This window comes from Streptomyces sp. NPDC006655, from assembly GCF_040703965.1.
Lineage (GTDB): Bacteria > Actinomycetota > Actinomycetes > Streptomycetales > Streptomycetaceae > Streptomyces.
This window is the reverse complement of sequence record NZ_JBEYJU010000162.1, coordinates 1-11,478: the sequence shown is the minus strand read 5'-3', so window position 1 is coordinate 11,478 and position 11,478 is coordinate 1. Positions and strand designations below refer to the sequence as shown.

Annotated in this window: 11 protein-coding genes; 4 read left to right on the top strand and 7 right to left on the bottom strand. The window is 69.5% G+C overall.

Annotated features, from left to right (window positions below; all coding sequences use genetic code 11):
• The 6 genes from AB0958_RS42570 to iolD form a co-directional block, all read right to left on the bottom strand.
• A partial coding sequence (locus AB0958_RS42570; protein ID WP_366895869.1) for an alpha-galactosidase occupies positions 1 to 741 on the bottom strand: 741 nt, incomplete at its 3' end.
• A gap of 55 nt (positions 742 to 796) precedes the next feature.
• On the bottom strand, positions 797 to 1,684 hold the full coding sequence (locus tag AB0958_RS42565; RefSeq protein WP_366895868.1) for a carbohydrate ABC transporter permease: 888 nt from the start codon (positions 1,682 to 1,684) through the stop codon (positions 797 to 799).
• Positions 1,681 to 2,661: a sugar ABC transporter permease gene (locus AB0958_RS42560; protein WP_361336888.1), complete on the bottom strand. Its 981-nt coding sequence runs from the start codon at positions 2,659 to 2,661 to the stop codon at positions 1,681 to 1,683. The genes AB0958_RS42565 and AB0958_RS42560 overlap by 4 nt, the downstream gene beginning before the upstream one ends.
• A gap of 8 nt (positions 2,662 to 2,669) precedes the next feature.
• Entirely contained in the window at positions 2,670 to 3,983 is a 1,314-nt protein-coding gene (locus AB0958_RS42555) for an extracellular solute-binding protein (RefSeq protein ID WP_132887915.1), read from the bottom strand.
• 292 nt (positions 3,984 to 4,275) lie between these two features.
• Positions 4,276 to 5,061 (bottom strand): GntR family transcriptional regulator, encoded by a 786-nt coding sequence (locus tag AB0958_RS42550; RefSeq protein ID WP_366895867.1) that lies wholly within the window; start codon positions 5,059 to 5,061, stop codon positions 4,276 to 4,278.
• A 29-nt stretch (positions 5,062 to 5,090) separates the two neighbouring features.
• A complete protein-coding gene (gene iolD, locus AB0958_RS42545; RefSeq protein WP_366895866.1) occupies positions 5,091 to 6,962 on the bottom strand; it encodes a 3D-(3,5/4)-trihydroxycyclohexane-1,2-dione acylhydrolase (decyclizing) in 1,872 nt (623 codons plus the stop codon).
• Positions 6,963 to 7,276: 314 nt separating this feature from the next.
• On the opposite strand from iolD, the gene AB0958_RS42540 reads away from it, so the two are divergent.
• From AB0958_RS42540 to AB0958_RS42525, 4 genes are all read left to right on the top strand, one after another.
• Positions 7,277 to 8,296 carry a sugar ABC transporter substrate-binding protein gene (locus AB0958_RS42540; RefSeq protein ID WP_366895865.1) on the top strand — a complete coding sequence of 340 codons (1,020 nt, stop codon included), beginning with the start codon at positions 7,277 to 7,279 and terminating at the stop codon, positions 8,294 to 8,296.
• The gene (locus AB0958_RS42535) at positions 8,296 to 9,372 is read left to right on the top strand and encodes an ABC transporter permease (RefSeq protein ID WP_366895870.1); all 1,077 of its coding nucleotides are present in this window, start codon (positions 8,296 to 8,298) and stop codon (positions 9,370 to 9,372) included. Before AB0958_RS42540 ends, AB0958_RS42535 begins: the two co-directional genes overlap by 1 nt.
• Positions 9,373 to 9,376: 4 nt before the next feature.
• Positions 9,377 to 10,288 carry an ATP-binding cassette domain-containing protein gene (locus AB0958_RS42530; RefSeq protein WP_366895864.1) on the top strand — a complete coding sequence of 304 codons (912 nt, stop codon included), beginning with the start codon at positions 9,377 to 9,379 and terminating at the stop codon, positions 10,286 to 10,288.
• A 205-nt stretch (positions 10,289 to 10,493) separates the two neighbouring features.
• Positions 10,494 to 10,664, top strand: coding sequence for a hypothetical protein (locus AB0958_RS42525; protein WP_366895863.1), 171 nt, complete (start codon positions 10,494 to 10,496; stop codon positions 10,662 to 10,664).
• An 81-nt stretch (positions 10,665 to 10,745) separates the two neighbouring features.
• On the opposite strand, the gene AB0958_RS42520 is transcribed toward AB0958_RS42525, so the two are convergent.
• A partial coding sequence (locus AB0958_RS42520) for a Gfo/Idh/MocA family oxidoreductase (RefSeq protein ID WP_366895862.1) occupies positions 10,746 to 11,478 on the bottom strand: 733 nt, incomplete at its 5' end.

The window sequence follows — 11,478 nt, the reverse complement described above, 5'->3', positions numbered from 1 at the left end:
GCCCGCGTGCAGCGGGCCGCCGTCGGGGTCACGGACCAGCCAGTCCGGGTGCCTCGCGGCGAGTTCGCTCGCCGGGGCGACCAGGAAGGGCGCCGTCCAGATGCCCGCCCGGCGGCCGCGGGCGCGGATGGTGTCCGCGACGCCCTGCCGGGAGCGGAACCCGTCCGAGAGGGTCAGCCAGTCGCCCAGCGCCCTCTGGGGGCCGTCGTCGATCTGCACCACGTCGATCGGCAGGTCGAGGGTGTCCATCGCCCGCAGGTTCTCGTGGACGTCGTCCTCGGTGACGGCCGTGAAGTACGCGTGCCAGGAGCACCAGACGGTCGGCGCGGGGCGCGGGGCCGGCAGGGCGAGCGAGTCGGCCCACTCGGCCAGCACGGACTGGAGGCCCGTGCCGGTCCACTCCTTGACCGGGCCGTCGGCCGCCACCTCGGCGACACCGCCCGCGACCGTGAGGCGGATCGACGGCACCTCGTGCAGCGGGTCCGGCGCCGCCCAGAGCCGGACCGGGGAGCCGTCGCCCGGGTCGAGCGCCAGCAGGCCCTCGCCCTGGAAGGCCCCGGCCGGCACGGTGCGGCCGGGGCGGTGGCAGACGGTCGCCCGGTTGTCGTTCGTCGGGCGGTGGGGCGCGGCCCCGAGGGCGTAGGAGCCGCTCGGCGACCAGGACTGCCAGCCCTCCTCGTGGACACGGGCGGTGCGCGTGTCCACCGGCACGGCGGCGGCCGGGGTGAACGAGATGTGCACGGGGTTCTCTTTCACGGGTGGCCGAGTGCGCAGGCACCCGGCCCAGCGAGCCGGGTCAGCCCTTCGCGGAGCCCAGGGTCAGACCGCTGACGAACTGCTTCTGGAGCACGAAGTACACGATCAGTGTCGGGATCGCGGTGAGCAGCGAGCCGGCGGCGACCAGGTTCGGGTCGGTGAAGTACTGGCCGGAGAGGTTGTTCAGCGCCGAGGTGATCGGCATGTTCTCACCGGTCGAGATCAGCACCAGCGCCCAGAAGAAGTCGTTGTAGATCCAGATCGACAGCAGGGTCGCCAGGGCCGCCATGGCGGGCCGGCACAGCGGCAGCGTGATCTGCCAGTACAGCCGCCACACCGAGGCGCCGTCCACCAGCGCGGCCTCGGTCAGCTCGTGCGGGAGCGAGCGCATGTAGTTCGACAGCACGAACGCGCAGAACCCGGACTGGAACGCGACGTGGATCAGCACCAGGCCGAGCGCCGAGTCGTACAGCTTGCCGCTCTGGGTGATGCCCGGCAGGTTGGTCAGCAGGTACAGCCGGTACAGCGGGGTGATGATGACCTGCTGGGGGAGCAGGTTGCCCGCGGTGAACACCAGCAGCAGCGCCAGGTTGACCCGGAAGTCGAACCGGCTGACGTAGAACGCGACCATCGACGACAGGAACAGCGTGAGCAGCACGGCCGGGACCGCGATGATCAACGTGTTCGTGAAGTAGTGGGTCATGTCCGACTGCGTGAACGCGTTCTTGAAGTTGTCGAAGTTCAGCGTGTGCGGCCAGGACAGGTAGCCGCGCGCGCTGGTCTCGCTGTAGGGGCGCATGGCCGAGAAGACCGCCCACAGCAGCGGGGCGAGCCAGGCCAGGGCCGCCCCGGCGAGGAACACGTGCAGCAGGACGCGGGCCGGGCGGATCGGGTTGCGCTGCTTGGCCAGCGCGCTCACGGTGCTCATGCGCGCCGCTCCTTCCGGAAGGTCGCGATCAGGTAGGGAATGATCACGATCAGCGAGATGACCAGCAGGACCACCGCGATGGCGGAGCCGTAACCGATCCGGCTGGACTCGCCGATGATGTTGTTGGTCACCAGGATGGAGAGCAACTCGGTTCCCTGGGCGCCCTTGTTGAAGACGAAGACCAGGTCGAAGGCGCGCAGCGCCTCGATGATGGTCACGACCAGGACGACCGTGTTGGTCGGGCGCAGGGTCGGGAAGATGACGTTCTTGAACGTCTGCCACTCGTTGGCGCCGTCCAGGGCCGAGGCCTCCCGCAGCGACGGGTCGACGCTCTTGAGACCGGCCAGGTACAGGATCATCATGTAGCCGGCGTGCCGCCAGGACGCGGCGATCAGCACGGCCCACAGGTTGAGCTTCGGGTCACCGATCCAGTCGATGTAGTGGCCCGGCTTGTTGGCGCCGATGATGCTGTTGATCAGACCCGTGTCCGGGTTGTAGATCAGCTGCCAGACGAACCCGATGCAGGCCATCGAGATGACGACCGGCAGGAAGAACGCGGTCTGGTAGATCCGGGTGAACCTGATCTTCTTGTCCAGCTGTACGGCCAGGAACAGGCCGAACGGCGTCGGGATCAGGATGAGCACGACGAACCAGATGACGTTGTGCTGGACCGCGGGCCAGAACTGCGGGTTGTCGGCGAAGAGCTGTTTGAAGTTGTCCAGCCCGACCCACTTGATGGAGTCGAAGCCGATGCCGTCCCAGGTGGTGAAGGCGAGGAGGATCGAGGCCAGGGCGGTCACCCAGACCAGGAGAACGTGCAGGATCGTCGGCACGCCCGCCATGAAGGCGAGCGTGATCCGGTCGCGGCGGGTCAGCAGGCGCTTGTGCCCCTGCCGGATCCGCTTCTTCTCGGACGCGCGCCCAGGAGGCGGCACGGCGGCCGCCTCCTGGGACTTCGTGGGGGTATCGGTGGTCATTCCAGAGCTCACTGGGAGGCGAAGATGGTCTTCTTCTGGCGCTCGATGGACGAGAGCAGGCTGTCGATCCCCTTGGGGTTCTGCAGGAACTTCTGCAGACCGGGCTGCATCACCGTGGAGGTGAAGTCCGGGCGGGAGTCGCGGTCCATGAACTGGGTGAGGTTCTTGGCGCCGCTGATCATCGTGTACGCCTTCTTCTGCAGCGCGGTGTACGACGAGGTGTCGGCCTTGCTGGAGGCGGCCACCACGCTGTTGTCGGCCTTGAGGTAGATCTGCTCGGCCTCGGGGGTGCCGAGGTACTCCATGAGCTTGACGACACCGTCGTGGTTCTTCGGGGACTTGCTGACCATGAAGCCGTCGGTGGGCGCCTCGACGGTGTCCTGGCCGTACGCGGAGTTGAGCTCCGGGAAGGCGAAGAAGTCGAGGTCGTCCAGATCGGCCTTGTTGGTGAACTGCTGGCCCACGAAGGAACCGAGGACGTACATGCCGGCCTTCTTGGAGACCAGGGTCTGGGCGGCGTCCTGCCAGGTGCGGCCCATGAAGCCGTCCTGGTGGTAGGGGAGGATCTCGGCCCAGTGGTCGAAGACGGCCTTGACCTTGGGGTCGGTCCAGGACTCCTTGCCCGCCATCAGGGACTTGTGGAAGTCGTAGCCGTTGAGGCGGAAGTTGATCTGGTCGAAGGTGCCCATCGCCGGCCAGGCGTCCTTGTCGCCGAAGGCGATCGGGACCAGGCCGTCGCCCTTCATCTTCTTGCACAGGGCGACGAACGCGTCCCAGGTGGTGGGGACTTCGTAGCCCTTCGCCTGGAAGACGCTCTTGCGGTAGAAGACCGCCCACGGGTACGTGTACAGCGGGACGAAGTAGTACTTGCCGTCCTCGCCCTTGCTGAGCTGCTTCATCGCGTCGGGGAAGTTGTCCCCGATCTTCGCCCACACGTCGTCGATCGGCGAGGCCAGGTTCTTGGCCGCGAAGAACTGCATGCGGTAACCGGCGAACCAGGTGAACACGTCGTCCGGCGTGCCCTGCAGGTAGGAGTTGATCTGCTCCTGGAAGGTGTTGTGGTCCTTCGTGTTGACGTCGACCTTGATGCCGGACTGCTTGGTGAAGGCCGCGTAGATCTCCGCGAACGCCTTCTTCGGCACCGCGTCGGACGAGTTGGAGCCGAGGCTGACGGTCTTCGGGTCGGAGGAGGACCCGCTGCTTCCGCAGGCGGACAGCAGGGGTATGCCGGCACCGGCGAGGAGGGCGGCAGAGCCGGCCCCACGCAGGACGTTACGGCGGCTCGGACCCGGCACGTGAAGACCGGACGGGGAGATGCGCATGGCGGCTCCTGGGTAACAGGGTTCGGCAAGGGGAAGAGCTGATCTTCGAAAGGTCCCGAAACCGATCAGAAACCAACTCGGCCGAACATCGTGGGCGCAATAACAACCGCTTGTCCGCTCATGCGTCAATAGCCTGCGGCTCTCTCGCCCGTCTCTTGCCCGAAACGTAATCGTCATGGTTGTCTGCCGGTTTGTTGAACAAAGCGGGACGACCGAGCCCCCACCGGACAAACTCCGTGGGGGCTCGTGTGCGGGCATGTTGGTTTCACACCCCCGGACCTGCTGCTCCCGGCTACGGTCGGACGAGCAACTGGAAGTCGAAGGCGTACCGGGACGCCCGGTAGACGTGGCTGCCGTACTCCACCGGCCGGCCGGTGTCGTCGTAGGCCGTGCGGCGCATGGTGAGCAGGGCGGCGCCCGCCTGCTCGTCCAGCCGGGCGGCCTCCTCGGCGGTCGCGCTGCGGGCGCCCACGGTCTGCCGGGCGCTGTGCAGGGTGATGCCGGCCGTGCGCATCATCCGGTACAGGCCGGTCGACTCCAGACGCTCCGTCTCCAGGTCGAGCAGGGCCGCGGGCAGGTAGTTGCACAGGAACGCCACCGGCTGGCCGTGGGTGCAGCGCAGCCGCTCCAGGACCACCACCTCCGCGCCCTCCGCGATGCCGAGCGCCGCGGCCACCTCGGCGGTCGCGGGGATCCGCTCGTTGCGCAGCACCCGGGTGGTCGGGCCCTGCCCGGCCGACTCCAGGTCGTCGTAGAGGCTGCTCAGCTCCAGCGGGCGCTTGACCTGGCTGTGCACCACCTGGGTGCCCACGCCCCGGCGGCGTACGAGCAGGCCCTTGTCGACCAGTGACTGGATGGCCTGGCGGACCGTGGGCCGGGACAGACCGAGCCGCACCGACAGGTCGATCTCGTTGCCCAGGAGGTTGCCCGGCGCCAGGACGCCGTGCTCGATGGCCTCCTCCAACTGCTGGGCGAGCTGGTAGTAGAGGGGCACCGGGCTGCCCCGGTCCAGGGCGAAGTCCAGGGAGTCGAGCGCCGAGACGGTCGCGACGCGGACGGAATCACCGGTTCTGGCCACCGGGAGACCTCCTTCCGGGGTTCGGGGGGTCACAGGTGCCTCACGCGGCCGGCGACCTGCCGGTCGTAGTCCGCACGGGCGTGCACGGCGGCCTCGCGGGACGCCGTCTCGGCGACCGGCACGTCCCACCACGCCTCGGCGGGCGGAGCGCCGGTCGCCGGGTCCGTCTCCACGTACACGCACGTGGGCCGGTCGCTCGCGCGGGCCGCGGACAGCGCCTCGCGCAGCTCCCGCACCGTCTTGGCGCGCAGCACCTCCATGCCCAGGCTGGCCGCGTTGGCGGCGAGGTCGACCGGCAGCGGGGCGCCGGAGAAGGTGCCGTCGGCGGCCCGGTACCGGTAGGCGGTGCCGAACCGCTCGCCGCCCACCGTCTCGGAGAGGCCGCCGATGGAGGCGTAGCCGTGGTTCTGGATGAGGACCAGGTTGACCGGCAGGCCCTCCTGGACGGCGGTGACGATCTCGGTCGGCATCATCAGGTAGGTGCCGTCGCCGACCAGCGACCAGACGGCCACGTCCGGCGCGGCCTGCTGGACGCCGATGCCCGCCGGGATCTCGTACCCCATGCACGAGTAGCCGTACTCCAGGTGGTACTGGCGCGGCGAGCGGGCCCGCCACAGCTTGTGCAGGTCGCCCGGGAGCGAACCGGCCGCGTTGATGACAACGTCGTCATCGCCGACCACCGCGTCGAGGGCGCCGAGCACCTGGGTCTGGGTGGGTACGGCGTCCTCGTCGTCCGCGCGGTAGGCCGCCTCGACGACCGCCTCCCAGCGCTCCTTGCCCGCCCGGTACTCGGCCACGTACTCCGCGGCCACCCGGTGCCCGGCGAGGGCCTCGGCGAGGGCCGTGAGCCCGGCGCGCGCGTCGCAGACCAGAGGGTGCGCGGACTGCTTGTGGGCGTCGAGTCCGGTGATGTTCAGGTTCAGGAAGCGGACGGCCGGGTTCTGGAAGAGGGTGCCGGAGGCCGTGGTGAAGTCCGAGTAGCGGGTGCCGACGCCGATGACCAGGTCGGCGGTGCGGGCCAGGTCGTCGGCGACGGCGGTCCCGGTGTGCCCGACACCGCCCAGATCGGCCGGGTGGTCGTGGCGCAGCGAGCCCTTGCCCGCCTGGGTCGAGGCGACCGGGATGCCCGTGGCCTCCACGAGGGCCCTCAGGGCGTCCTCCGCGCGGCTGTGGTGGACTCCGCCGCCCGCCACGATCAACGGGCGCCTGGCGGCCCGCACGGCGGCTGCCGCGGCCGTCAGCTCGACCGGGTCGGGGGCCGGCCGCCGCACCCGCCAGACGCGGTCGGCGAAGAACTCCTCCGGCCAGTCGTAGGCCTCCGCCTGGACGTCCTGGGGGAGGGCGAGGGTGACCGCGCCGGTCTCGGCCGGGTCGGCGAGCACGCGCATCGCGTTCAGGGCGGAGGGGATCAGCGCCTCGGCGCGGGTGACCCGGTCGAAGTAGCGCGAGACCGGACGCAGGGTGTCGTTGACCGAGACGTCGAACTCGGTCGGGTGCTCCAGCTGTTGCAGCAGCGGGTCGGGGGCGTGGCTCGCGAAGTAGTCGCCGGGCAGCAGCAGCACCGGCAGGCGGTTGATGGTGGCGAGGGCCGCGCCGGTCACCAGGTTGGTGGCGCCCGGACCGATGGACGTGGTCACCGCCTGTGCGGAGAGCCGGTCCAGCTGCCGGGCGTGGGCCACGGCCGCGTGCACCATGGCCTGTTCGTTGCGGCCCTGGTGGTACGGCATGACGTCGCCGTACTCGAGGAGCGCCTGGCCGATCCCGGCCACGTTGCCGTGGCCGAAGATGCCCCAGGTGCCGGCGATCAGCCGGTGCCGGACGCCGTCGCGCTCGGTGTACTGGGCGGACAGGAACCGCACCAGTGCCTGAGCGACGGTCAGGCGGGTGGTCGGCTGGCTCATGGGGACCTCATTAGGGCGGGGGCGGGGGGTACACCCGGCGGGAGCGGGTAGGGATCGCCTGCGTACGGGCCTCGGGACGGGCGGGATGCCCCTCAGGTGTAGATCGGGGCGGGGCGCGCTGTCAATGGTTTGTACTTACATTCGGACCTGAGCGTGAAATGATGTCTTAACAAAGTATTGACAGCGGGCCGCACAGGGACTTGTATCCCGTCCCAACACGCAGCACCGGCTCGGACCGTCACTTTTCGGCCCGGTCCGGCACGGGATCCCCGAGATCCCCCTTTTCCCCCGGCGCACAGTGAGGTGCAGGAAAGATGGACCGCTCAACCCGTACCCGTACGCGGAAACTGGCCCCCTTCGTCGCCGCGGCCGCGGCGGCCGCCCTGGCTCTCACCGGCTGCTCCAGCAGCACCGGAGGAAAGAAGTCCGAGGAGGGCGGCGCGGCCGCCTCCGCGGGCAAGGCGAGCACCCCCCGCATGACGGTCGCGCTCGTCACCCACCAGGCGCCCGGCGACACCTTCTGGGACATCGTCCGCAAGGGTGCCGAGGCGGCCGCGGCCAAGGACAACATCAAGCTGGTCTACTCGGCCGACCCGAACGCCGGCAACCAGGCCAACCTGGTGCAGAACGCGATCGACCAGAAGGTCGACGGGATCGCCGTCACCCTCGCCAAGCCGGACGCGATGAAGGACGTCATCTCCAAGGCGGGCTCGGCGAACATCCCGGTCGTGGGGCTCAACTCCGGCCTGAGCGACTGGAAGAAGCTCGGTCTGCTCCAGTTCTTCGGCCAGGACGAGACGGTCGCGGGCGAGGCGCTCGGCAACCGGCTGAACACGGAGGGCGCCAAGAAGGTCGTCTGCGTCATCCAGGAGCAGGGCAACGTCGGCCTCACCCAGCGCTGCGACGGCGTGAAGAAGACGTTCTCCGGGACGACGGAGACCCTGTACGTCGACGGCACCTCGCCGACCTCGGTCAAGTCGACGATCACCGCCAAGCTCAAGCAGGACGGCGCCGTCGACCACGTGGTCACCCTCGGCGCCCCCATCGCGCTGATCGCCGTGCAGTCGGTGTCCGACGCGGGCAGCAAGGCCAAGATCGCCACCTTCGACCTGAACAAGGACCTGACCGGCGCCATCAGCAAGGGCACCATCGAGTTCGCCGTGGACCAGCAGCCCTACCTCCAGGGCTACCTCGCGGTCGACTCGCTGTGGCTCTACAAGAACAACGGCAACTACAGCGGCGGTGGCGAGCAGCCGGTCCTGACCGGTCCGGCCTTCGTCGACAAGTCCAACGTCGAGAAGGTCGCCCAGTTCGCCGCGAAGGGCACACGGTGATCGGTATGAGTCAGCAGCCAGCGCCGGCGGTGGCGACACCGCCGGCCCCCGGCTCGCCGGTGAAGGACGGCCGTACCGCACAACGGCCCCTGGCCCTGCGGCTGTTGGCCCGCCCCGAGGTGGGTGTCTTCCTGGGCGCCGTCGCGGTCTACGTCTTCTTCCTGGTCGCCGCGCCGCCGGTGCGCGAAGCCAGTTCGATGGCGAACATCCTCTACCAGTCGTCGACGATCGGGATCATGGCGATCCCGGTGGCCCTGCTGATGATCGGCGGCGAGTTCGACCTCTCGGCCGGTGTCGCGGTGGTCACCTCCGCGCTGACCGCGAGCATGCTGGCCTACCAGCTGTCCATGAACGTGTGGGTCGGCGTGATCGCCGCGCTCGTCGTGTCGCTCGCCATCGGCGCCCTCAACGGCTGGCTGGTGGTCCGCACCGGACTGCCCAGCTTCCTCATCACCCTGGGCAGCTTCCTGATCCTCCAGGGTGTGAACCTCGCCGTGACCAAGCTGGTCACCGGCAACGTCGCCACCGACGACATCAGCAACATGGACGGCTTCGGCCAGGTGAAGAGCATCTTCGCCTCGACCGTCACCATCGGCGGCGTCGACGTGAAGATCACCATCTTCTGGTGGCTGTTCTTCGCCGCCGTCGCCACCTGGGTCCTGCTGCGCACCAGGTACGGCAACTGGATCTTCGCCGTCGGCGGCAACAAGGACAGCGCCCGCGCGGTCGGCGTCCCGGTGAACTTCACCAAGATCTCGCTGTTCATGCTGGTCGGCTTCGGGGCCTGGTTCGTCGGCATGCACCAGCTGTTCTCCTTCAACACCGTGCAGTCCGGCGAGGGCGTCGGCCAGGAGCTGATCTACATCTCCGCCGCGGTCATCGGCGGCTGCCTGCTCACCGGCGGCGCCGGTTCGGCGATCGGCCCGGTCTTCGGCGCCTTCATGTTCGGCATGGTGCAGCAGGGCATCGTCTACGCCGGCTGGAACCCCGACTGGTTCAAGGCCTTCCTCGGCGTCATGCTGCTCGGCGCCGTCATGATCAACCTGTGGGTCCAGCGCACCGCGACCAGGAGGTGACCCGATGACAGACAACACGACAGGAACGCACGGCGCCATCCTCCAGGACACGTCGCCCACCGACGGCGGCCCGATCGTCGAACTGCGCGGCACGGGCAAGTCGTACGGCAACATCCGCGCCCTGCACGGCGTCGACCTCGAGGTCTTCGCCAACCAGGTGACCTGCGTCCTCGGTGACAACGGCGCCGGCAAGTCCACCCTCATCAAGATCATCTCAGGGCTGCACCAGCACACCGAGGGCGACCTCCTCGTCGACGGCCAGCCGGTGCGCTTCGCCAGCCCGCGCGACGCCCTCGACAAGGGCATCGCCACCGTCTACCAGGACCTCGCCACCGTCCCGCTGATGCCGGTGTGGCGCAACTTCTTCCTCGGCTCCGAGATGACCAAGGGCCCCTGGCCCCTGCGCCGTCTCGACATCGCCAGGATGAAGGAGACCGCCGACCGGGAGCTGCGCAACATGGGCATCGTCCTGGACGACCTGGAACAGCCCATCGGCACCCTCTCCGGCGGCCAGCGCCAGTGCGTGGCCATCGCCCGCGCCGTCTACTTCGGCGCCCGCGTCCTCATCCTCGACGAGCCGACCGCCGCCCTCGGCGTCAAGCAGTCCGGTGTCGTGCTGAAGTACATCGCCGCCGCCCGCGAACGCGGCCTGGGCGTCATCTTCATCACCCACAACCCGCACCACGCCTACATGGTCGGCGACCACTTCAGCGTGCTGCGCCTCGGCACCCTCGAACTCTCCGCCCGGCGCAGCGACATCACCCTCGAAGAGCTCACCAACCACATGGCGGGCGGTGCCGAGCTGGCCGCCCTGAAGCACGAGCTCTCCCAGGTCCGTGGCGTGGACACCGAGGAACTCCCGGAAGAGGAGGACCTCGGCGCCCCGGTGGCGAGCGGTCCCGAGGGCAAGGCGTGACGTCCGGGCCGGCCCAAGCCGCTGCCCTCGTGGCACGGACCCGCGGGTTCCCGCGGTCCTGCGGCGCCTGACAGACGTATCCCGGGGCCGCGCGGAGAGATCCGCGCGGCCCCGCGCGTGCCCCGGCGGGTTCGGGAACACCCGTCGGGGCACGCGCGTTCTCCCCGTGACGGCAGGATCCGTTGCCACGACGGGGAGGACCAGCATGAGCCACGAGGAGACGGCGACCGAGGCGGGGCGGCGCAGGGAGCGGTTCGGCGCCCTGCCCGAGCGGGTCCGCCCGGAGGACATGGTGGAGACCACGCCGGCGGTCCAGCACGACCCGGACCGGGACAGGTACGACCCGGACGAGTTCGCCATCCGCTTCGGCCTCTGAGCGACCGGGAGAAGGACGACGGGGCGGCTCACCCGGACCGCGTGCTCGGTCCCGGTGGCCGCCCCGTCGCCGTGCGCGGCGTCAGGCTCCGCGCACCTCTGCGATCGTCACCGGACGGTGCTCGTGCAGAGACAGGGTGCAGGCCTCGGCGATCCAGCCCGCCTCCAGGGCGTCCTCGACCGTGCAGGGGGAGGTCCGGGTGCCGGCGACCACCTCGGTGAACGCGGTGAGTTCGGCACGGTAGGCGGCCGTGAACCGGTCCATGAAGAAGTCGTGCGGGGTGCCCGCGGGGAAGGTCACGCCGGGCTCGACCGAGCGCAGCGGGAGCTTGTCCTCCAGGCCGACCGCGATCGAGTCCTTAAAGCCGTGCAGCTCCATGCGGACGTCGTAACCACGGGCGTTGTGCCGGGAGTTGGAGACCACCGCGATGGTCCCGTCGTCCAGTGTGAGGATGGCGCCGGTGGTGTCGGCGTCACCCGCCTCCCTGATGTAGTCGGCGCCCCGGTTGCCGCCGACCGCGTAGACCTCGGTGACCTCGCGGCCGGTCACCCAGCGGATGATGTCGAAGTCGTGCACGGAACAGTCCCTGAAGATGCCACCGGAAGCGGCCACGTAGGCGGCCGGGGGCGGCGCGGGGTCCAGGGTGGTGGAGCGCACGGTGTGCAGCTTGCCCAGTTCGCCCGCCCGCACCGCGGCGCGTGCGGCGACGAACCCGGCGTCGAAACGCCGGTTGTACCCGATCTGGATGGGCACGCCCCTGCCCTGGACGGCCTTGAGGACCTCGACGCCGTCGCTCATGTGCTTGGCGACGGGC